Annotated in this window: 25 protein-coding genes and 2 tRNA genes; 16 read left to right on the forward strand and 11 right to left on the reverse strand. The window is 62.1% G+C overall.

Features of this window, described 5'->3' with window-relative positions; all coding sequences use genetic code 11:
* Window positions 1-3 precede the first annotated feature (3 nt).
* The 3 genes from sdhA to sdhC are packed head-to-tail and all read right to left on the reverse strand — an operon-like array spanning window position 4 to window position 2498.
* Entirely contained in the window at window positions 4-1776 is a 1773-nt protein-coding gene (sdhA, locus tag A9O65_RS02905) for a succinate dehydrogenase flavoprotein subunit (RefSeq protein ID WP_064698099.1), read from the reverse strand.
* A gap of 3 nt (window positions 1777-1779) precedes the next feature.
* Window positions 1780-2127, reverse strand: a complete 348-nt coding sequence (gene sdhD / locus A9O65_RS02910; RefSeq protein WP_064698098.1) for a succinate dehydrogenase, hydrophobic membrane anchor protein — start codon at window positions 2125-2127, stop codon at window positions 1780-1782.
* Entirely contained in the window at window positions 2121-2498 is a 378-nt protein-coding gene (gene sdhC / locus A9O65_RS02915) for a succinate dehydrogenase, cytochrome b556 subunit (RefSeq protein WP_064701344.1), read from the reverse strand. Before sdhC ends, sdhD begins: the two co-directional genes overlap by 7 nt.
* A gap of 452 nt (window positions 2499-2950) precedes the next feature.
* Here sdhC and gltA point away from each other — a divergent pair, with 452 nt between their 5' ends.
* Both gltA and A9O65_RS02925 read left to right on the forward strand, forming a co-directional pair.
* Window positions 2951-4237 (forward strand): citrate synthase, encoded by a 1287-nt coding sequence (gene gltA / locus A9O65_RS02920; protein ID WP_064698097.1) that lies wholly within the window; start codon window positions 2951-2953, stop codon window positions 4235-4237.
* A 98-nt stretch (window positions 4238-4335) separates the two neighbouring features.
* A complete protein-coding gene (locus A9O65_RS02925) occupies window positions 4336-5220 on the forward strand; it encodes an NAD(P)-dependent oxidoreductase (protein ID WP_064701302.1) in 885 nt (294 codons plus the stop codon).
* A gap of 436 nt (window positions 5221-5656) precedes the next feature.
* Here A9O65_RS02925 and A9O65_RS02930 read toward each other — a convergent pair.
* The 8 genes from A9O65_RS02930 to A9O65_RS02975 form a co-directional block, all read right to left on the reverse strand.
* Window positions 5657-5732: transfer RNA gene (locus A9O65_RS02930), tRNA-Glu, on the reverse strand.
* 23 nt (window positions 5733-5755) lie between these two features.
* Window positions 5756-5831: transfer RNA gene (locus tag A9O65_RS02935), tRNA-Ala, on the reverse strand.
* 202 nt (window positions 5832-6033) lie between these two features.
* The gene (gene gltX, locus A9O65_RS02940) at window positions 6034-7512 is read right to left on the reverse strand and encodes a glutamate--tRNA ligase (RefSeq protein WP_064698095.1); all 1479 of its coding nucleotides are present in this window, start codon (window positions 7510-7512) and stop codon (window positions 6034-6036) included.
* Between the two features lie 111 nt (window positions 7513-7623).
* The gene (locus A9O65_RS02945) at window positions 7624-8205 is read right to left on the reverse strand and encodes a hypothetical protein (RefSeq protein WP_064698094.1); all 582 of its coding nucleotides are present in this window, start codon (window positions 8203-8205) and stop codon (window positions 7624-7626) included.
* Between the two features lie 173 nt (window positions 8206-8378).
* The gene (locus A9O65_RS02950) at window positions 8379-8939 is read right to left on the reverse strand and encodes a CBS domain-containing protein (protein WP_064701303.1); all 561 of its coding nucleotides are present in this window, start codon (window positions 8937-8939) and stop codon (window positions 8379-8381) included.
* A 98-nt stretch (window positions 8940-9037) separates the two neighbouring features.
* On the reverse strand, window positions 9038-9343 hold the full coding sequence (locus A9O65_RS02955; protein ID WP_064698092.1) for a hypothetical protein: 306 nt from the start codon (window positions 9341-9343) through the stop codon (window positions 9038-9040).
* A gap of 1411 nt (window positions 9344-10754) precedes the next feature.
* The gene (locus A9O65_RS02970) at window positions 10755-11810 is read right to left on the reverse strand and encodes a phage portal protein (RefSeq protein ID WP_064701306.1); all 1056 of its coding nucleotides are present in this window, start codon (window positions 11808-11810) and stop codon (window positions 10755-10757) included.
* Window positions 11807-13582, reverse strand: a complete 1776-nt coding sequence (locus tag A9O65_RS02975; protein ID WP_064701307.1) for a terminase large subunit domain-containing protein — start codon at window positions 13580-13582, stop codon at window positions 11807-11809. Before A9O65_RS02975 ends, A9O65_RS02970 begins: the two co-directional genes overlap by 4 nt.
* Before the next feature lie 146 nt (window positions 13583-13728).
* On the opposite strand from A9O65_RS02975, the gene A9O65_RS02980 reads away from it, so the two are divergent.
* The 14 genes from A9O65_RS02980 to A9O65_RS03045 all read left to right on the forward strand — a co-directional run bounded on the left by A9O65_RS02980 (window position 13729) and on the right by A9O65_RS03045 (window position 21574).
* Entirely contained in the window at window positions 13729-14547 is an 819-nt protein-coding gene (locus A9O65_RS02980) for a GPO family capsid scaffolding protein (protein WP_064701308.1), read from the forward strand.
* Window positions 14548-14556: 9 nt separating this feature from the next.
* Window positions 14557-15579 (forward strand): phage major capsid protein, P2 family, encoded by a 1023-nt coding sequence (locus tag A9O65_RS02985; RefSeq protein WP_064701309.1) that lies wholly within the window; start codon window positions 14557-14559, stop codon window positions 15577-15579.
* A gap of 11 nt (window positions 15580-15590) precedes the next feature.
* Entirely contained in the window at window positions 15591-16307 is a 717-nt protein-coding gene (gene gpM / locus A9O65_RS02990) for a phage terminase small subunit (protein WP_064701310.1), read from the forward strand.
* 107 nt (window positions 16308-16414) lie between these two features.
* Window positions 16415-16885 carry a head completion/stabilization protein gene (locus A9O65_RS02995; RefSeq protein WP_064701311.1) on the forward strand — a complete coding sequence of 157 codons (471 nt, stop codon included), beginning with the start codon at window positions 16415-16417 and terminating at the stop codon, window positions 16883-16885.
* The gene (locus A9O65_RS03000) at window positions 16885-17097 is read left to right on the forward strand and encodes a tail protein X (RefSeq protein WP_064701312.1); all 213 of its coding nucleotides are present in this window, start codon (window positions 16885-16887) and stop codon (window positions 17095-17097) included. The genes A9O65_RS02995 and A9O65_RS03000 overlap by 1 nt, the downstream gene beginning before the upstream one ends.
* Before the next feature lie 2 nt (window positions 17098-17099).
* The gene (locus tag A9O65_RS03005) at window positions 17100-17399 is read left to right on the forward strand and encodes a hypothetical protein (RefSeq protein ID WP_064701313.1); all 300 of its coding nucleotides are present in this window, start codon (window positions 17100-17102) and stop codon (window positions 17397-17399) included.
* The gene (locus tag A9O65_RS03010) at window positions 17396-17743 is read left to right on the forward strand and encodes a D-Ala-D-Ala carboxypeptidase family metallohydrolase (RefSeq protein ID WP_064701314.1); all 348 of its coding nucleotides are present in this window, start codon (window positions 17396-17398) and stop codon (window positions 17741-17743) included. Before A9O65_RS03005 ends, A9O65_RS03010 begins: the two co-directional genes overlap by 4 nt.
* 15 nt (window positions 17744-17758) lie before the next feature.
* On the forward strand, window positions 17759-18196 hold the full coding sequence (locus tag A9O65_RS03015) for a 3TM-type holin (RefSeq protein WP_064701315.1): 438 nt from the start codon (window positions 17759-17761) through the stop codon (window positions 18194-18196).
* The gene (locus tag A9O65_RS03020) at window positions 18193-18678 is read left to right on the forward strand and encodes a phage tail protein (protein ID WP_064701316.1); all 486 of its coding nucleotides are present in this window, start codon (window positions 18193-18195) and stop codon (window positions 18676-18678) included. Before A9O65_RS03015 ends, A9O65_RS03020 begins: the two co-directional genes overlap by 4 nt.
* A complete protein-coding gene (locus tag A9O65_RS03025; RefSeq protein WP_064701317.1) occupies window positions 18668-19123 on the forward strand; it encodes a phage virion morphogenesis protein in 456 nt (151 codons plus the stop codon). The genes A9O65_RS03020 and A9O65_RS03025 overlap by 11 nt, the downstream gene beginning before the upstream one ends.
* Before the next feature lie 61 nt (window positions 19124-19184).
* Window positions 19185-19817 (forward strand): phage baseplate assembly protein V, encoded by a 633-nt coding sequence (locus A9O65_RS03030; RefSeq protein WP_064701318.1) that lies wholly within the window; start codon window positions 19185-19187, stop codon window positions 19815-19817.
* The gene (locus tag A9O65_RS03035; RefSeq protein ID WP_064701319.1) at window positions 19817-20155 is read left to right on the forward strand and encodes a GPW/gp25 family protein; all 339 of its coding nucleotides are present in this window, start codon (window positions 19817-19819) and stop codon (window positions 20153-20155) included. The genes A9O65_RS03030 and A9O65_RS03035 overlap by 1 nt, the downstream gene beginning before the upstream one ends.
* Window positions 20152-21042 carry a baseplate assembly protein gene (locus tag A9O65_RS03040; protein WP_064701320.1) on the forward strand — a complete coding sequence of 297 codons (891 nt, stop codon included), beginning with the start codon at window positions 20152-20154 and terminating at the stop codon, window positions 21040-21042. The genes A9O65_RS03035 and A9O65_RS03040 overlap by 4 nt, the downstream gene beginning before the upstream one ends.
* Window positions 21035-21574, forward strand: a complete 540-nt coding sequence (locus A9O65_RS03045; protein ID WP_064701321.1) for a phage tail protein I — start codon at window positions 21035-21037, stop codon at window positions 21572-21574. The genes A9O65_RS03040 and A9O65_RS03045 overlap by 8 nt, the downstream gene beginning before the upstream one ends.

Genomic DNA, 21574 nt, shown 5'->3' on the forward strand with positions numbered 1-21574 from the left:
CCCTTAGTAGGTGCGAACTTTCGGCTCGAACATGTCGACGGTCTTGGGCGCGAAATTGACATCGCGCTGCCCCAGGCGCTTCTCCGCCGGGAAGTACATCGAATGCTTCAGCCAGTTGGCATCGTCGCGATCCGGATAGTCGTAGCGAGAATGCGCGCCACGGCTTTCCTTGCGCTCCAGGGCGGCGATGGCAGTGGCCTCGGCGACCTCCATCAGATTGTCCAGCTCCAGCGCCTCGACACGCGCGGTGTTGAAGGCCTTGGACTTGTCCGGCAGATAGGCATTGGCGATTCGCTCGCGCAGCTCGGCGAGCTGCTGGACGCCCTTCTGCATGTTGTCCTCCTGACGGAAGACACCGAAATCACTCTGCATGATCTCCTGGAGGGCGCGCTTGAGTTCGGGCACGGTCTCGCCGTCCTCGGACTCGTTCCAGCGATTGATCCGCCGCATGGCGGCCTCGACATCATCATCACTGGCCGCGAGATAATCGATCCCCTCATTGAGGGCGCTCTCGATGAACATGCCCGCAGCACGTCCGAACACCACCAGGTCGAGCAGCGAGTTGCCGCCCAGGCGATTGGCGCCATGCACGGAGACGCATGCTGCCTCGCCCACGGCATACAGACCATTGACGATCTGATCGTTGCCATCGGCGTCCTGGGAGATTGCCTGGCCGTGCACATTGGTGGCCACGCCCCCCATCATGTAGTGGCAGGTCGGCACCACCGGAATCGGTTCCTTGGCCGGGTCCACGTGGGCGAAGGTCTTGGACAGCTCGACGATGCCGGGCAGGCGCTTGCTGAGCACCTCCTCGCCGAGGTGATCCAGCTTGAGATAGACGTGATCGCCATTCTCGCCGCAACCGCGCCCCTCCAGGATCTCCATGACCATGGAGCGTGCAACCACGTCGCGACCGGCCAGATCCTTGGCGTTGGGCGCATAACGCTCCATGAAGCGTTCGCCATCCTTGTTGATGAGATAGCCACCCTCGCCACGGCAGCCCTCGGTCACCAGCACGCCGGCACCATAGATGCCGGTGGGATGGAACTGCCACATTTCCATGTCCTGCATCGGAATGCCGGCGCGCAGCGCCATGCCGATACCATCGCCGGTATTGATGAGGGCATTGGTAGTGGACGAGTAGATACGACCGGAACCACCGGTCGCCAAGACAGTGGCCTTGGCCTTGACGTGTACGACTTCACCGGTCTCGATGTCCATGGCGATGCAGCCCACCACGTCGCCATTGGCGTTCTTGACCAGGTCGACGGCATACCACTCGTTGAGGAAGGTGGTCTGATTCTTCAGGTTATTCTGATAAAGGGTATGCAGCAGCGCATGCCCGGTACGGTCGGCCGCCGCACAGGTCCGGGCAGCCTGCCCGCCCTTGCCGAAGTCCTTGGACTGACCGCCGAAGGGACGCTGGTAGATACGTCCGTTCTCGAAACGCGAGAACGGAAGCCCCATGTGCTCGAGTTCGAAGACCGCCTTGGGCCCTTCGGAACACATGTACTCCGCTGCTTCCTGGTCGGTGATGTAATCGCCACCCTTGACGGTGTCGTACATGTGCCAGCGCCAGTCATCGTTAGGGTCGGCCGAGGCGATGGCGCAGGTAATGCCGCCCTGGGCGGAGACCGTATGCGAGCGGGTCGGGAAGACCTTGGACAGTACAGCGGTCTTCTTGCCGGACTTGGCCAGCTCGAGGGCGGCTCGCATGCCGGAACCGCCGCCGCCGATGATGATGGCGTCGAATGTCAGACTACGCATGTTGGACATGGATCAGGCTCCCCACAGAACTTGGATGCCCCAGACCAGAAACACGAAGATGGCCAGGATGATGATGGACTGGGCGGCGACACGAATGCCGGTCGGCTTGATGTAATCGGTGGTCACGGTCCACAGGCCGACCCAGGCATGGGCCGCCAGCGACACGAACGCCAACAGCGAGAAGATCCGCATCCAGGTCTGGGCGAACAGGCCACTCCAGGTGGCATAGTCCAGCCCCGGGGAGAACAGCAGGTAGCCGACGATGAAGAGAGTGTAGAGCGCCAGCACGATGGCCGAAGCGCGTTGCACGAGCCAGTCGGACAGCCCGCTGCGCCCGAGATTCGTGATATTGGTTACCATACCCAGACTCCCGCCAGAATGATCAGAACCGCACTCACCACAACGGTGATCTGCGCCTTCTTGACGCCCCCCTCGAGGGTCACGCCGATATTGATATCCATCAGCAGGTGCTTGATACCGGCCACGAAGTGAAAGGCCAGCGCGGACAACAGCCCCCAGGCGATCAGCTTCGCCAGGAAATTGTGAGCCAGCGCGTCCTGCACGGTCGCGAAGCCTTCGGCCGACGACAACGACGCATCCAGCGCCCAAAAGCCGAAGATCAAGCCGATGAAGAGAATGACGCCGGTAATGCGGTGCGCAATGGACGTCAAGGCGGGGAGAGGGAACTGTATCGTGGACAGATCCAGGTTTACGGGTCGTTTGCTATTCACGGCGCTATACACACTCTCTTGGCCCGCCGCTGGGCACTCGAGCTTGCCCCGAAGCGGGCGGTGGTTTCGGGAAGGAGCCATCGTGACCGACACGGTCACGATTGCCGTTTCCTGCCAGTCGCGGGACAAGATTATAGGGTCCAGCCCCATCCCTGACAAATCGCTCCCCACCCACACGGTCCTGACGGCAGGGAATGCATCGAAAAATTTCGATGCTCCCGCCGCACCTTCCCTCCCTCGCCGAGGACCTCGCGAAGCCCGCGGCATGCATGGTGCGAAGCACCATTTCATGTACAAAAGCCATACAAGACAGGTGAATAGGTAGAACTAATGGCGCCGATAGACCAATTGACAATCACGAGGACGCTTCTATAGTGGGCGAACCTTTTTGCCGGCAAGTCCTGCGAGATGGCGACTTATCGGCTCATCAAGAACACGTAGAGGAGGCCATCATGGCTGACAGGAAAGCGACTTTGACGGTAGAGGGCCTAGACAAGCCGATCGAGCTGCCGATCTACTCCGGCACGCGCGGCCCGGACGTGATCGACGTTCGCGGCCTGGGCTCGGAAGGTCTCTTCACCTACGACCCCGGCTTCATGGCCACCTCCTCGTGCCAGTCCGCCATCACCTACATCGACGGTGGCAAGGGCATGCTGCTCCATCGCGGCTACCCCATCGAACAACTGGCCAAGCATTCCAACTTCGTCGAGCTCTGTTATCTGCTGATGTTCGGCGAGCTGCCCAGCAAGGACGAGTACGAGGACTTCACGCAACGCGTCACCTCGCACACCATGGTCCATGAGCAACTGGCCAACTTCTTCAAGGGCTTCCGCCGCGACGCCCATCCGATGTCGGTCCTGTGCGGTGTGGTCGGTGGCCTGGCGGCCTTCTATCACGACCACCTGGACATCACCAAGCAGGAAGACCGCGAGGTCAGCGCCATTCGCCTGATCGCCAAGATGCCGACGCTCGCGGCGATGTCCTACAAGTACAACATCGGCCAGCCCTTCAACTATCCCCGCAATGACCTGAACTATGCAGAGAACTTCCTCTACATGATGTTCAGCAACCCCTGCGAGGAGTACAAGATCAACCCGGTGTTCGCCAAGGCCATGGATCGCATCTTCATGCTCCATGCCGATCACGAGCAGAACGCCTCCACCTCCACGGTACGCCTGGCGGGCTCCACCGGTGCCAACCCCTTCGCCTGCATCAGCGCCGGCATCGCCGCCCTCTGGGGCCCGGCCCACGGTGGCGCCAACGAGGCTGTGCTGAACATGCTCGACGAGATCGGCGACGAGAGCGAAGAGAACATCCAGCGCTTCGTCGACCGAGCCAAGGACAAGGACGATCCCTTCAAGCTGATGGGCTTCGGCCATCGGGTCTATCGCAACTTCGATCCCCGCGCCAAGGTCATGAAGGAGACCTGCGACGAGGTACTGGAGCAGCTCGGCCGTGCCGACGACCCGCAGCTCAGGATCGCCAAGCGCCTCGAGCAGATCGCCCTGGAAGACGAGTACTTCATCGAGCGCAAGCTCTACCCGAACGTCGACTTCTATTCAGGCATCATCCTCAAGGCCATGGGCATTCCGAAGAACATGTTCACCGTGATCTTCGCCGTGTCACGCACCATCGGCTGGATCTCCCACTGGCACGAGATGATCAGCGACAGCTACAAGATCGGCCGCCCGCGCCAGCTCTACGTGGGACACGACAAGCGCGATTATCCCGCCGAGTGATTTCGCGCCGATGATGCAGATGCAATGACGAAAAGGCCACCCTTGCGGTGGCCTTTTTCGTTTCGCCGACGACTGCTCGATTCCAGAGGAGAAACAACATGAGCCAGACAATTCAGCGTATTGCCTTCATCGGCCTCGGCGTCATGGGATATCCCATGGCCGGCCACCTGGCCAGGGCCAGTCTGGAGGTTCACGTCTACAACCGCACGACCGCCAAGGCCGACGCCTGGGTCGCGCACCACGGTGGCCATCAACACGGCACACCTCGCCAGGCCGCAGAACAGGCTGATCTGGTACTGCTCTGCGTAGGCAACGACGACGATGTCCGGCAAGTCACGCATGGCGACGATGGCGTCCTGGCCGGCATGCAGGCAGGCAGCCTGCTGGTCGACCACACCACGGCCTCCGCCCGACTGGCCGAAGACCTCGACGCAGCCTGTCGTGAGCGCGACATCGGCTTTCTCGATGCCCCAGTGTCCGGTGGCCAGCAAGGCGCCGAGAATGGCGCCCTGACCATCATGTGCGGCGGAACCGAAAGCGACTTCGCCCGCATCGAGCCTTTGCTTGCCCATTACGCACGCGCAGTGAACTTGCTCGGCCCGGCCGGCAGCGGCCAACTGACCAAGATGGTCAATCAGATCTGCATCGCCGGTCTGGTCCAGGGACTCTCGGAAGGACTGCATTTCGCTGAACGTGCCGGACTGGACCAGTCCCGGGTCATTGAGGTGATCTCTCAGGGTGCCGCGGGCTCATGGCAAATGGACAATCGCCACCGCACCATGATCGACGACGAGTATGACCACGGCTTTGCGATCGACTGGATGCGCAAGGATCTGGCCATCTGCCTGGAGCAAGCACGCCACCTCCAGGCCCGACTCCCCGTCACGGCACTGGTGGACCAGTTCTATGGCGACCTCCAGGCCATGGGAGGCGGACGCTGGGATACGTCCGCCCTGTTGCGTCGACTGCGCGCCTTCGACTGACCAGCGCTCGAGAGGGGGATTCATCACCTCGCCCCCTCTCTTCATGCCCTCTCTGTGTGCTTGAAGCCTTTTCCACACATTCTGTGGATAACCCTGTTCAAAACCTTTCCAAAACGTCCCTGAATCGCCATGAACAGCGGGTCGCTCTCAAATTGGTTAATTTTTAACCCAACTCCAAGACATTGATTTACCTAGCTTTTTCAGAGAAGCCCAGTACCATGCGGGTTGACGGCGCGTCACCACAGACTCGCACTGGAAAAGAACAGGGGACGTGGACAAGTCAAGCCCGAATTCAGGCTTTATGGCGCTGAGTGAGACGCAGACTCACCCGGATACCGATGCCAGCCACAGAGTTATGCCGGCGGCATGAGGACTCATGGCAAATCGCCTCGCCGACTGACGGAAAGGAAGTGACACGCAAGAAGAGAAAAGGGAGTGGCGTCCCATAGGGGGTTCGAACCCCTGTTACCGCCGTGAAAGGGCGGTGTCCTAGACCACTAGACGAATGGGACGCATCGACTTCGAGACGAGATGGTGGTGGAGCCTAGCGGGATCGAACCGCTGACCTCAACACTGCCAGTGTTGCGCTCTCCCAGCTGAGCTAAGGCCCCACATCTCGTGAAGACGGGGCGTATGATACTGATCCCCCCCGCCTTCGTCAACGGGAAAACGAGAATTTCCTGCTGCGCTCGATATCCTGGCCGCCGGCGGTGCTCGCGCTCCTCATGTAGCAGGCTACACTCCGGGCGCTGCGCTCCGGCGACGACCAGTTTACCGTCGCTCGCGACGGAACTTCAGCGTTTTACTATGACATTAGAGTTCGCGGAACTCCTTCTCGAAGCGCTTGGTCTGCTTCTTGGAGACGCCGCCCAGCACTTCGATGGCATGACGAAGGCGCGCACGCGTCATGTCAGACCCCAGGATGGCCATGGCATCCATGACCGAGGTGCTCGATGACGACCCGGTGATGGCGATGAAGACCGGTGCCAGAAAATCCTTCATCTTGAGCTCGAAATGCGCCGACAGTGCCTTCACCTCGCCCAACAGGGCTTCCTTGTTCCAGGCCGGGACGGCTTCGAAGCGCCAGACCAGGAACTGCAGCAGTTTCAGCAAGGACTCCCGCTCGAGCTTGACCTGGGCGAAGCTATCCTCATCGATGCTCGGCAGCCCGGAAAAGAAATGCCCGGCCAACGGCATCACCTCGGAAAGCGTCTCCACACGAGGACGTACCTGGGGCAGAATCTCGCGCACATAGGCGTCGTTGAAAGCCCACGTTTTCAATGCCTCCAGCAGGGCATCGTCATCGAGGTCCTCGCGAATATAGAGGCCATTGAGCCAGGTCAGTTTCTGCAGGTCGAAAACCGGTCCGCCCAGGGAGACGCGCTGGATATCGAAATGCGCCATCATCTCGTCGAGGGTGAATTTCTCCCGTTCATCAGGCATCGACCAGCCCATGCGACCCAGGTAGTTGGCCACCGCCTGCGGCAGAAAGCCCATGCGTCGATAGTAGTTGATCGATGTTGGATTCTTGCGCTTGGACAGCTTGGACTTGTCCGGATTGCGGAGCAAAGGCATGTGGCACAACGCCGGCATCGGCCAGCCGAAGTACTCGTAGAGCAACTGGTGCTTGGGTGCGGAATTGATCCATTCCTCCCCACGCAGCACATGCGTGATGCCCATCAAGTGATCGTCGACCACATTGGCCAGATGATAGGTCGGCATGCCATCGGACTTGAGCAGGATCTGGGCATCCACCTGCGCCCAATCCACCTCGATGGTGCCACGCAGCATGTCCTCGACCACACAGGTCCCATCGGTCGGCACCTTCATTCGCACCACATGAGGCCACCCCTCACGCTCGCGACGCGCCACTTCCTCCTCGGGCAAGGCCAAGTCATCAGGCTTCAAGGCCAGATGCTGACCAGCGGCCTTGCGTTCCTCCCGCAAGGCATCGAGCTCCTCGCTGGTTCGGTAGCACTTGAAGGCATGGCCCGCATCAAGTAACTGCCGAGCATACTCGACGTAGATATCACCGCGTTCACTCTGCCGGTAGGGACCATGAGGCCCGCCCACATCCGGCCCTTCATCCCATTCGAGCCCCAGCCAGCGCAGCGAATCGAGGATCATCTGCTCGGACTCGGCGGTGGAGCGCAGGCGATCAGTATCCTCGATACGCAGGATGAACTGACCACCCTGCTGACGTGCAAAGCACAGGTTGAACAGGGCAATATAGGCCGTGCCGACGTGAGGATCCCCGGTGGGGGACGGAGCGATACGAGTACGTACGGTCATGTCGTCCTAGGTCCGATCAATGAAAAGAAGCCCTGGCACCAGGGCGGTTGACCGCATTATACGCACCCAGCAAGCCATCCGCAGGGCCCTTCGTCATGCCACCGGGAGATGTCACGGCATCATGCGTACACCGTCCGGCTCGATGCGCAAGGACCACCGCGCCTCGACGACCTGCCCCAGGCCATGCTCCGAACTCACGACCCAGGGGCCACTGAGATGCTCCCCCCGTTGCCCCAAGCGGGATTGCACGGCTGAAGGTTGAACACTGATCGGCGGCATCGTCACGCGGAGCCGGTAGATCCCCTCGGGCAGCCCGCTTCCCGGCCCGAAAGGCCCCGCAGCAAAGCCATCAGGGCCGACCTCGACCCTTTCCCGCCAGCTCACACCACTGGCATCGCGCTCTGCCATCACACGCAATCGAGTGCCCGGCGGCAAGTTGGTCGTCCCCTCGACCAGCAGTCGACTCGACGCATCCAGACGTATCGACATATCGAAGGCGACATCCTGATCGAAGGGTGCCGGCTCGGCCACACGCTCCGCCTCTTCCCCCTCTCCCGGCTGGGTGGCCTCTTCCGGTTGGGCGACACCACCGAGGCGTTCTGTCGCCCCACTGTCTTCCTGCTCCCCGCCATTGCCGCACCCCGCCAACAACGACAGCATAAGGCCCGCCATGACTCGATGCCATCCGTTCATGCATCTTCCCTCGATCCGAGGATGAGCTGTCAGATTATCATTCCCCCCTTGCTCCTTCCGATACATCAGGGGACATTATCCAACGAAAATCGCCCTGATCTCGGGCTGCAAGCACGGCCATCGCCTTCAGGCGGCCCCTTTCAGGGCCGCCTGTACGGTTCGCAGGATGTCTGTCAGCCGAGCGCATCCAGCATCTTGAGGACCGAGCTCTTGGGCTTGAGTGACACTTGCTGGTGCAGGCGAACGGATACTTCCCGCACGGAGATCAATCCTCGTATCTGCCGATGCGCATTGTCCCGCACCAAGCAGTACGGCTCGCCCGCTTCCCGCAGGGTAGCCACCAGATCCGCCACGGTGGCATTCACCAGATCGCCATAGTCGAGTGCCGGCATGGAGGAACGAGGCAACATCAGGTCGGCTGCGGTCAGGCTCTCGCGATCGATGCCAAGAGTCGTCTGGGCAGCAATCAGGCTCTGCTCCGAGAGACGCTCCTGGGACAACAATCCGATGAATTCCCGTTGGCGATCGACCACCAGCTTGCAATCCACCTGCTCCGAGGCCATCGAATTGGCGGCCCACAGAGCCGGCGTCGAGGCACTGATGGCACGAGGACGATACTGGCGAAAGTCCATCATCAGACTCAAGGCCGGCGAGTCGCCGTCAATGTCGAAGAATTCCTGGGGAGTCACCAGATGGTCGGCGATATCGAGTCGTGACAAGGGCAAGAATTTCATTTGGCAAACCTCTGAACAGCCCGCGTCGGCATGGCCCATAGCGCGGGAGACATTCTCGGAAACGGCCCGTGACGGACCAGGATGTTGAAGAGAAGGATTCAGAGGTACTGTGGCGGAGCCCGGATAGACAGCGACGTGCGATGGCGGTGGCCATGCGCGGAAGAAGGTGACACCAGGCCCGATGCCGGGGCGCCCCACGAAGCGAGAAAGACGAAAGCGGCAAGCTGATCGCTGTCCCCTTCGTGCGTGTCCGACAGCGGCGTTCCTGGTTGGAAAGCATCCCACGAGAAGGCCGTCGTCAGCGCCTTGTCCGAAGCCTGCACGCCGGCCAGCCCCACAGGCGACGTCGACAGCATGGCGCCGACAATCAGAAAGGCCAGACAAGCAGTGACAAAACGACGCATGGACAGACGCTTCCCCCAAAGAGAAGATAAACTGGGGTGTTTCCCTATACATTTCCAAGTTACTGCACTGACCGCAGTAGCACAAGAATGTTTCCACCCTTCACTTCCATCATGGCCACTCGTCGGCGGCGCATGACATCCCGAGAAGTTCGGTTGCCCGAGATGGCACTGCCAGGTCAGTGCTGCATCACCCCCGTCGGGAAAGCCTTCCTCCCAGCATGCCTGCCTATGCCGAGTAGTCCGTCTTTCGTACAATACCGCCCATCGAAAACCGCACTACCGGCATGTCACCCATGATGCACCACTCGACCATGGAACACAGACGCCGCGCCATACCTGATAGGCAGAAGATGCATCAAGGTCGGTTCTGGACGGCATTTAGAGGGTATTGACGTGATCGGACGACACCGACACGAAGGATAGCAATCTGATATGACGAGACATAACGCCGCAGACGAGGCGCGCCGCTTTTCTGTGGCCCCCATGATGGATTGGAGATAAGGCCGACAACCACGGGCCTCATCATCACCGAGTACCAAAAATGTCACACTGCGTTGACTGTTTACCCTCCTTCGACTAACCAACTATTGCTAGTTTGGGTGTAGCCCCTGCCCCGAAGGAGCCATCCAATGCAGCCTTACCTCAACCTAGGTGGAGACTCCGGCGTCCGGTTCTACGAGATCCTGGCTGACCGGATTCTCGTTCAGTTTTCCACCAGAGCTCCTTACACGTACTCATATGCTAGCTGTGGCCAGCACCATGTCGAGCAGATGAAAATACTGGCCCAGAACGGGCATGGCCTGAATGCCTATATCAATAGGTTTGTCCGGTTCGGGTATGAGCGGTAACTCAATGCGAAAAGTCGCATAAATCCGCATAACCGACAGGCCCCCTCTCGAGCCCCCTCCCGCCCAATATCAAGGGGGTTAGATCTAGAACGCATGAGTGCATAAAAACCGACACATGTAGCGCGCAGGCGGGGCGGGGTGTCGACGGCGCGCTAAGACCTATCACATAGAAGCCATACCCCGCTGGAGGCATCAGTGATAGCCTTCTACCTACAACAAACCTAATCAGGAGGAGCTGGCATGGCGCGCCCATATGACTTTCCGGACCCTAACGATAGAAGCCCAAACCATCCCTCTGAGCTTGCCGAGCGAGATCGGATAATAGGCCTATACAACTCTGCAAACGCAGAACAGGCCCAGAGGATGTCACAATCTGTAAAGGACTGGTTCAGTGAAGCTGCAAAGGAAGTAGGATGGACCAACGTCCAGTTCGTGGATGATCAGGCAGTACTGACAGCCAATGTCGTGCTTCAATGAAACTGAACCAGCGCGAGCCTCGCTCGTGCTGGTTTAATTAACGCATCAGAAGATCCCTGCTAGTGCGGCCTACTAGGTCAACGTGGCTAGGTATAGGAAAAATCACCTCCCAAGACGTACTCTCGGAAACGTACAATCTCTTCACCTACATACTCGTTAATCTCCCTCATAGTGGCCTGGAGCGGCTCGAGCTCGTTGGCCACGAATACCCGGGCGGCCTTCTCGACATCGCCGAAGCCACCGGTGTTCTGGGGGATGATCCCCATCATCTGCGGGGGGATGCGATGCCCGGCAAGTTGGTCGTCCCGGGTGATGTTCTTGATGTTCCAGAAATCGTCCTTGGCAGCCACCTCGCTCACTGGGATTACCTGCACCCCATCCTTCTTCCCGTTCGGCGAGTAGAGGAACAGGTTACGAAAGTTACCGGGGCCCTTCGACTCCTTGAGCGCAGTCCGCATGGCGTCGATGTCCTTCTGATCGTGGGCCGGGTCGTTCACGTACATGATGAAGCCGGCGTGGCTGCCGTTGAGGTAGTAGCGGCGCCGGAACAACGTAGCTGACTCATTGAGCCAGGCACTCTGCAAGCTGCCCAGGTAGTCCGGCACACCGTAGATGCTCTGGTCTATATCCGGCTCGAGCAAGTGCACTACCCTTCCCTTCGGCAACTCAGTACGCTCGAGATAGTTGGGTACCCACCAGTAGCGGTCGGCGCGTTTACCACCACGGCGCATGTATTTGGCGCCTAGGTGGCGGAACGGCAGTCGCTTGCCCAACTGGCCACGTACTTCTTCGAGATACGCGTTGCCGAACACCAGGTAATCCAAGGCCAGCGAGGAAAATGCCCGCCGGCCGAGCAACGGATGCGGCTTGAAGGTGCGCAGCAAGATGTTGCGCTTCACCTGGAGCGCCGAACCGTGGTGTGCCGTGGCCCGATAGGACTTGGCCAGGATCGACATAGGTACCGGTGGCTCGTACCACTCATCTGGTGACAGCCAGACACCCTCATAGAACACGTCACGCATCGAAGTCACCGGCTCGGGGTCGCCGAAACTGAACACCTCGGTATGCGGTGTCGTCGGCGCCGAGACGGTGGAATATCCCGCCGGCAGGCGGACACGGGGTTTGCTTGCAGTGGCGGTCATTCGTACATCTCCATGAGGGACTGGCCGGCCCCCTCGGCGGGGCCGTCGATCGGTTCGTGTGACAGGGCATGCATGGTCGCCCAGGCCAGGTCGGCATGGCCGGTGGCCTGGCTGCGCCCGCTGGTGTAGGTGTACTGGCGGCCTGAGGCGGTGAGTTCGCGCTTGATGGCCATGAACGACTGCGCCATATCGCTCCAGCCGGCATCGAACTCGAGGCGGCTCTTGCGCATGATCTGCTGCGCCTGCATGACCAGACGCCCTTTGACCGCCGGGTCATAGCGAAAACGGGTGAGTGTGGGGAACCACTTCTCGACGTGCTCGGCCACCGCCTCGCCGAGGCCGCTGACGTCGATGCCGATATGCTCGATCCGGTACCGTTGGGTGAGCTTGCGGATCTCCGACGCCTGGGCTTCGTAGTCCTCACCCTTGAGACGCTGTCGCTCCAGGATACGGTGCTTCTCGTCGGCGCTACGCGCCGGGAGTACCACCACCAGGCCGGCACCATCGCCGTTCTCGCCGGTACCAGTCGGGTCGTAACCCACCCACACGCCTCGGTCGCCCACCGGTCGCGGTGCAAACGGGCGATAGTCGTCCCAAACCTCCCAGGCATCGACCATGCAGGGATGCACCAGGCTGAGTGGAAATGCTGACTGGCTGTCGTCGACGAACTGGCACATCAGCAGGTTGGCGAACTCGTCGGGGCTGTACTCCAGCTTGAGCTGCTCGAGGTCGAACAGGTCGCAGCCGCCGGCGATGGCGTCTTCCACGGTGACGATCTGCCGCCAGTGACCGTCCGGGCACAGCCGGCCATTGGCAAGGGCGTCGTGAGAGACATCGAACTCGGCGCGATCCGCCTTTGCCCGGCGCTTGTTGAACAGCTCACCGCTCCAGAACGGATAGGCTTCATGTCCCAGGCTTGAAGGCGTTGAGAAATACGTCTGGCGCCATTTCTTGTGCATGGCCATGCCAGAGGTGACCTTGCGGAACTCCTGGAAGCGGTGAATCCAGAAATACTCATCGAGGTAGACGTCGCCGTGATACCCCTGAGCAGTCTTCGAGTTGGTGCCCAGGAAGTGCAGCTCAGCACCGTTGTCGAGCACGATCGGATCGCCCTTGAGGTCGACGTCGCAAACCTCCTTCACGAACTGGACGATGTAGTTGCGGAAGATGTGGGCCTGCGCCTTCGAGGCCGAGAGGAATATCTTGTTACGGCCGTGCTCGAAGGCATCGACGATCGCCTCGCGGGCGAAGAAGAAGGTCGCACCGATCTGGCGGCTCTTGAGAATGTTGCGGATGCGGTACTTCTGCCCAGCTTCGTACCAGTCGAGCTGGTATTGGAAGCACGTGTCGAGGAACGCCGCCTTGAGCTGCTCGATCTGTTCTTCGTCGAGGTAGTTACGTCGCGGTTTCTTCTTCTCGCCGGCGTTGCGTCGCTCGATGTTCGGGTTGAGGTCGGCCTCCTTGCCGGTCCCCTGATAGCGGTGCACCCGGGCCAGCCGCTCGATCTGCCGGCCGAGCAGGTCGATTTCCTTGAAGTCTCTGCCTTCCTTGGGCTCCTTTCCGATCAGCTGCACCAGTCGAGCCTCGAGCGCACCTTCCACCCGTTCGGTGGGGCTGGCTGTCGCCCAGCCATCGCGCTCCTTCCAGCTATGCACCGTCGGTGTCTTGATATCGAGGAACTCGGCAATACGCACAACCCGCCAGCCCTGCCAGTATAGGTGGCGGGCCGTCAGGCGTGGGGAATCCGGGGTATCGGGTAGCGGTGTCGTCATGCCGACAGCCTACCCGCGAGATCGTCTTGGCAACCGGCCATGGCGTTGTATATCAGCCATCTACAACACCCGCGCGTTGAGCAATACGAACCGGGGGCGGAACCTGTCGGCAACGCTCGCAGTTACCGCAACCCAACGAGGCACCCATGGCCAAATTCCGCGTCGCCACCGAAGGCGCAACCACCGACGGCCGCGAGATCAAGCGCGAATGGATCAAGCAGATGGCCGCCAACTACGACCCCGCAAAGTACGGCGCCCGCGTATGGATGGAGCACATGCGTGGAGTGTTCCACGACGGTCCCTTCGCTGCCTTGGGCGATGTCACTGCCGTGGAAGCCAAGGAGGTCGAGGACGGCAAGCTGGCCCTGTTCGCCGACATCGACCCGACCGATCGGCTCAAGGAAATGAACAAACAGCGCCAGAAGATCTACTCATCCATCGAGGTGAACCCTTCCTTCTCCGACACCGGCGAGGCCTACCTCGAGGGCCTGGCGGTCACCGACTCCCCGGCCAGTCTGGGCACCGAGATGCTCAAGTTCTCACGCTCCGCTGGCGACAAGTCGCCGCTGGCCGCTCGCAAACAACACCCCGACAACCTCTTCACCGAGGCTGTCGAGATCGCATTGGACTTCACAGAAAAGCCCGCCGAGGCCGAAGGCCCGAACCTGCTCGAGCGCGTCACCGCCTTGTTCAAGAAGCACGACGCCAAGACCGCCAAGGGCTTCGAGGCCTTCAGTAAAGAGCTCGAACAGACCCTCGAGCTGTTCGTCGAGAAGCACAAGGCGCTGGCCGATGACCTCGCCAGCCGCCCTGACGCCCCTGCCTTCAACGAGCTGAAGCGTGCCCACGAGGCCACCAAGCAACGCCTCGACGAGCTCTATGCCCAACTAGACAACACCCCCGATACCCCGACCCGCACCCCCGCCCTGGGCGGCGAAGGCGGAGTCGAGCAAACCGACTGCTGAGGACCCCTAATGCGCAACGATACCCGTCAAGAATTCAACCGCTTCGCTCAGCGAGTCGCCCAACTATCGGGCGTGCCCAGCGCCGGCGAATCCTTCTCGGTGGAACCGAGCGTCCAGCAGACTCTGGAAAACCGCATCCAGGAATCGAGCGAGTTCCTGAGCAGCGTCAACATCATCGGCGTCGATGAGCTCAAGGGCGAGAAACTCGGCCTGGGACTGACCGGCCCGATCGCCGGGCGCACCGACACCACATCCAAGGACCGTACCCCGCGCGACCTGACTTCCCTGGATGCCATTGGTTATGAGTGCCGTTCCACCGAGTTCGACACCTACCTCCCCTGGAGCAAGCTGGACGCCTGGGCCAAATTCCGCGACTTCCAGGCCCGGGTGCGGAACCAGATCATCAAGCAGCAGGCACTCGACCGGATCATGATCGGGCTCAACGGTACCAGTGCCGCTGTGGAAACCGATCGCGTCGCCAATCCGCTGCTTGAGGACGTCAACATCGGCTGGCTGCAACACTACCGCGACCAGGCGCCTGCCCGCGTACTCAGCGAGGTGGTCGCTTCCTCCGGTGAGGTCCGCGTCGGCCCCGGTGGCGACTACGAGAATCTCGACGCCCTGGTCTACGATGTCGTCAACGAAATGATCGACCCCTGGCACCGCGAGTCCACTGACCTGCGAGCGATCTGTGGTCGCAAGATCCTGGCAGACAAATACTTTCCGCTGATCAACAAGGACCAGCCACCTACCGAGCAGCGCGCCCTCGACATGATCGTCAGCCAGAAGCGCATGGGCGGGCAGCAAGCCGCGCGGGTGCCCTACATGCCGGACGGTACCCTGCTGATCACTCCGCCGGAGAACCTCTCCATCTACTGGCAGCGCGGGAGCCGCCGTCGCTACCTCAAGGACGAACCCAAGCGCAAGCGGGTGGAGAACTACGAGTCCTCCAACGACGCCTACGTGGTCGAGGACTTCGGTGCTGGTTGCCTGGTCGAAAACATCGTCTTCGGCGACTGGTCAGGCGCCTAAAGGAGGAAGCCATGCATAGCCCCGCCCGTCAGCACTTCGCTCGTGTCTCCGCCGCCCTAGCGGCGGGGGCCGTCGATCCCAACCAGCCCCAGAACGGCGAGCAGTACGAGCTGCACGCTGCCGCGCTGTATGAGGCCCGGCGCACCCTCAAGGGCATCAAGTCCACCGAGGCCAAGATCGCCAAGAAGCGAGAGCTGTTGCCCGAGTTCGACGCCTACGTCGCCGGCGTGCTCGAAGCCGGAAACGGCGCCCAGGACGACGTCGTCGTCACCGTCATGCTATGGCGGCTCGATGTCGGCGATCTGGGCGGTGCACTGGCCATCGCCGAGTACGCCCTGCGGCACGGGTTGGACACGCCCGACCGCTTCGAGCGTGACACGCCGAGCATCGTCGCCGAGCAGTTGGCCGAGGAAACCATGCGGCAGTTGGAAGCACCGCATGACGACACCGACGAGGGCCGAGCCCAGGCAGCTAATACCGCCGCCGAACTGGCCATGCACCTCAGTCGCACCGAAGCACTGACCCGCGACGCCGATATGCACGATCCGATCCGCGCCAAGCTGCACAAGGCGCTGGGGTATGCCGAGCGAGCCCGGGGCGGACACGCCGCCGAAGCCCTCGGGCACCTGAAACGCGCCCTTGAGCTCAACGACCGCGCCGGGGTGAAGAAGGACATCGAACGCCTTGAGCGCGAAGTGAAGAACTCCGGCGAGCAGGCCAACGCCTGACGCCGACACCGAGTCGCACGCCGACGCCAAGGGGGCACCGGAGTGAGGGCGGTCCCGGCCTAACCCTCCACCCCGGTCCACCCCCTTCCTGACACCGAGAGATCGCCATGTCCCTGATCGCCGCCGGTACCGGGCAACCACCGGAAGACACGCCCAGTCTCGCCAACAACGGATTCTGGCCGGACATCGAGCCGGCCGACTTCCGCGAGGCCACCCGGCTGGACGGCACGGTCACCGCGCCCCGGCTGGTGCAGGCGTTGCAGATCGCCATGGCCGACATCAATCGCCAGCTCGCCGAGTGGCAACAGGCGCGACAGAACGACGGCGCCACCACCCTGGATGACGTCACCGGCCCGAACTGGGCAGGGCCTGACCATTACGCGGTGCTCTACCGTCGGGCCGTCTATGCCACGGCCCACGCCAGCCTGCTCGAGCGCTACCGCGACGTCTCCGCCACCGGTGAAGGCGACGAGCGCGGCGAAGCCAAGGACCTAGCCGCCGATGACGTACGCCGGGATGCCCGTTGGGCCGTGGCCGAGATCGAGGAACGCCATCACACCACGGTGGAGCTGATCTGATGCCCGAGGTACGTGCCCACCAGGGCGAGACCCTAGATCGACTCTGTTACCGAGTGCTCGGCCGTACTGCCGGCGTTACCGAGCAGGTGCTCGAACTCAACCCGAGGCTGGCCGAATTCGGCCCTGAGTTGCCCCACGGCACCCTCGTCACGCTGCCCGACGAGCAGGCCGTCGACCCACCGGTCGCCGACACCATCCAGCTCTGGAGCTAGCCATGGCGGAGCCATCAAACAGCACGAATTTCGAGGGCCGCTTGCAAACCGGAATCCAGCTGCTTCTGGTCGCGTTGCTTGGCTGGGCAGGGTTCGAACTCGTCGACCTCGGCAAAAGCACCGCCGTGCTACAGCAACGCCTGACGTACCAAGGCGAAATCATCAGCGAGCTACGCGCCGAACTCCGTAACTATGGCGACCTGTACTACCGCAAGGACACGGCACAACGCCAGATCAGCGAGCTACAGGACTCAATGGGCGAGCTCGAAAGTCGTGTCACCGACCTGGAGAACCACCGATGAAATCCAAGCACTTTGCACGCCATGAGTTCGCCTGTTCCTGCGGCTGCGGTTTCGACACCGTCGATGTCGAAACCCTCGCTGTGCTCGAGGAATTGCGCGACCACTTTGCCACCCCGGTGGTCGTCACCAGCGGCTGTCGCTGCCCTACATATAACGCCAGGGTCGGCGGTGCCGAGCACAGCCAGCACAAGCTCGGCCGCGCCGCCGATATCCAGGCCCAGGGCATCGATCCCAGCGAGGTCCATCATTACCTGGTGAACCGGTACCCCGGGCAATACGGCATCGGCCGCTATAACACCTTCACCCACATCGATACCCGCAGCGGCGGGCCGGCACGCTGGTAAGCGAGAGGACACCCCATGAGCATCATTGCCAACATTCTCGGTATCGTCGCCGGCCCGGTGATGGAAGTCATCGACCAGGCGGTGACCGACAAGGACCAGGCCAACAAGCTCAAGGCCGAGCTGCGTCGGCGGCTGATCGACCAGCAGGACGCCGCCCTCCAGGCGCGCATGAAAATTATCCTGGCCGAGGCCACCGGCGAGAGCTGGCTGCAGCGCAACTGGCGACCGCTGCTGATGACCGTTATCGTCGCCATCATCGCCAATAACTACCTGGTCGCCCCGTACCTGGGCGCCATGTTCGGTGTCGGGCTGCAGCTCGAATTGCCACAGCAGCTCTGGCAGTTGATGACCATGGGGGTGGGGGGCTATATCGCCGGCCGCTCCGGCGAGAAGATCGCCGGTTCGCTACGCGGCAAGAAAGGCCGGCTGATGGATGAGGTCGCTACCAAATGAAAAAGCTCGAGTCCCTCCGCGAGCACCTGATCCGGGCGGTGCCGGAACTCGAGCGCGATCCCGACAAGCTGCTTACGTTCATCCAGGACGGCAATGTCGTCTTCGCGCAGGGGCAGCACCTCAGCCATGAATATCGGGTCGACGCCCAACTGGTCGTCACCGACTACAGCGGTAGCCTCGACACCTTGATGATCCCGCTGCTGCAGTGGCTCTCCCACTACCAGCCCGACCTAGTACCCGAGGAGGCGGTACGCCTCGAGGCCGAGATCCTCTCCAACAACAGTTGGGATCTTGCCCTGACCGTGCGCCTCACCGAGCGCGTGGTGGCGCTTGTCGACTGCGAGGCCGGTCGCATCAACAGCGAGCACCGCATGCCCGAATATCCCATCGAAGCATGCCCCGCCACGCACTGGCGGCTCTACGTCAAAGGGCCCCACGACGACTATCAATTGAAACAAGAGTGGGGGAACGATGGCGGATGACCTCCAGGCCCTCGAGGACTGGGTCCAGCCGCTGATCGCCCAGCTCGACCGTAAGGCCCGCCGGCAGCTTGCCCGCAAGGTCGCCCTGGAGCTGCGCCGCTCACAGCGCGAGCGCATCAAGGCCCAACGCAACCCCAACGGCAGTCCCTACGAGCCCCGCAAACCCCAGCACCGCACCCAGCAGGGCGCGATTCGCCGGCGAGCCATGTTCAGCAAGATCCGCACCGCCAAATACCTCAAGGCCAAGGGATCGGCCGAGGCCGCCGAGGTTGGTTTCACCGGTCACGTGGCCCGCATCGCGGATATTCACCAGAAGGGCCGGCGGGCCATGGTCGATCGTGACGGCCCGCGCATTCGCTATCCCGAGCGGCGCTTGATCGGCTACACCGCCGAGGACCGCGAGCGGGTCATGGAGTCCGTCCTCCAGCACCTCGATACGTTGTAAACGGCCCATCTACAACGCCCATCGCTAGAGCTTGGCCACTTCCCGCGCAACCATCGGCGGCATGAACGAACATCCCCTGCATGGCGCCGCCGAGCTGCTGCGCCTGATCCACAACATTGCCCGCCTGGGCACCATTGCCGCCGTCGACCATGGGCGAGCCCGCGTGCGCGTTCGCGCCGGCGAGCTGCTCACTGCCTGGCTGCCTTGGGTCGAGCAGCGTGCCGGTACCACCCGCACCTGGAATCCGCCCACCGAGGGCGAACAGGTCCTGCTGATCTCCCCGGGCGGCGATCCGGCGGCGGCGGTGGCCATCACCGGCCTGTACCGCCAGGCACATCCCGCACCGGTTGCCAGCGGGGATGTCTGGCACATCGTCATGCCCGACGGCGCCGTCATCGAGTACGACCACGCCGCCAGCCATCTACAGGCCACCTTGCCAGGCAGTGCCGCCCTCGATGCCCAGGGGGCGGTCACCATCACCGCCGCTGCCGGCGCAACGGTCAATGCCAACACCGTCATCAACGGCAACCTCACTTTGAACGGTAACTTCAGCCAGCCCGGTGGCCAATCGGCCAGCATCGCCGCCGACGTAGCATTCACCGGCGCCGTCACCAGCAACGGCAAGGACATCAGCAGCCACCACAGCCACACCGATGTCCAGAGAGGCGACGACATCTCGGGAGGCGTGAGCTGATGCCGGGCGTCGACCGCACCAACGGGCAACGCCTCGAGGGACTGGCGCATATCCGCCAGTCAGTGGCCGACATTCTGACCACCCCGCTGGGCTCGCGCGTCATGCGTCGCGACTACGGGTCGTTGCTCCCCGAGCTGATCGACCGGCCCCTGCATGACGCCACCCTGCTGCAGGCCTATGCCGCCAGTGTTATGGCGTTGATTCGCTGGGAGCCACGTATTCGCGTCACCGCCATCCGCCGTCGCGTCAGCACCACCGAGCCAGGCCAGGTCGTTCTCGAGATCGTCGGCATCACCACCGACGGCGATAACGTCACTCTGGAGACCCCCTTGTCATGAACGACGCGATCGACCTCTCACAGCTCCCCGTGCCCAGCGTCATCGAGGAGCTCGACTACGAAGTCATCGTTGCCGAGCAGCTGGACGACCTGGTCGCGCGTTATCCGAGCTACGACGTGCCCGCCGAGTCCGATCCGGCCTACAAGATCCTCGAGGTCGCGGCCTATCGCGAGATGCTGGTCCGGCAGCGCGTCAATGAGGCCGCCAAGGCGGTCATGCTGGCCTATGCCATGGCGGGCGATCTCGACAATCTCGGAGCGCTCTTCAATGTCGAGCGTTTACAGATCTCCCCTAGCGATCCCGAGGCCGTGCCACCGGTACCACCGCAGTACGAGACGGATGAGGCCTATCGTCGGCGCATCCTGCTGTCGTTGCGCGGGCTCAGCACGGCCGGTCCCGAGGGCGCGTATATCTATCATGCGCTCTCTGCCGAGGGCGGAGTGCTCGATGCCAGTGCCACCAGCCCGACTCCCGGGGACGTTGTTGTCACCGTACTCGCTAGGGAGGGGAACGGCGCCGCCGGTTCTGCCCTGCTGCAGGCCGTGGAAACTGCCGTCAATGCCGAGGATGTGCGGCCGCTGACCGATCACGTCATCGTCCAGTCCGCCGAGATCATCGATTACAGCATCACCGCCACGCTGTATTTCCAGCCCGGGCCGGATAGCCAGGTGGTGCTCGTCGAAGCGCAGCGACAGGCCCAGCGCTATGTCGAGCAGCAACACCGCCTCGGTGTCGACATCACCCTGTCCGGCGTGTACGCCGCCCTGCATCGGCCTGGTGTCCAGCGCGTCGAACTCGAAAACCCCACCAGCACCATCACCATCGACCCCACCCAGGCCGGGTACTGCACGGCCATCACCTTGACCGATGGGGGCATCGATGAGTGATCGCAGCCTGTTGCCACCCAGTGCCCACCGCTACGAGCGAGCGCTCGGCGACGTCACCGCCCGTCTCTCCGACGTGCCAGCACCGATCCGCCCGCTGTGGAACCCCGACACCTGCCCGGCCGAACTGCTGCCGTGGCTGGCCTGGACCATGGGGCTATCGGCGTGGAAGTCCTACTGGCCCGAGTCCATCAAGCGCGAGCGTATCCGGCAGGCCGTCGAGATCCACCGTCGTCGCGGTACCAAAGGCTCGGTCCGCCGCGTCGTCGAATCGTTCGGCGCCGGTGTCTCCATCCGTGAGTGGTGGCAGATGGACCCACCCGGCGAGCCGCATACCTTCGAGCTGGTCATGACAGTGCGCGGCGATAACACCGCCGGCCGGCTGCAGGGGGACATCATCGAAGAGGTCTGGCGCGTCAAGCCGGTGCGCGCTCACTTCACCTTTATCGCCGGCGTCGCCGCCGAAGGTGGCATCGGCCACCAGGGCGCCGTCCGACCACTCATCTATCGTCGACTCGACTTAATAGAGGGATGA

It is taken from the genome of Halomonas caseinilytica, from assembly GCF_001662305.1.
GTDB classification, from domain to species: domain Bacteria; phylum Pseudomonadota; class Gammaproteobacteria; order Pseudomonadales; family Halomonadaceae; genus Halomonas; species Halomonas caseinilytica.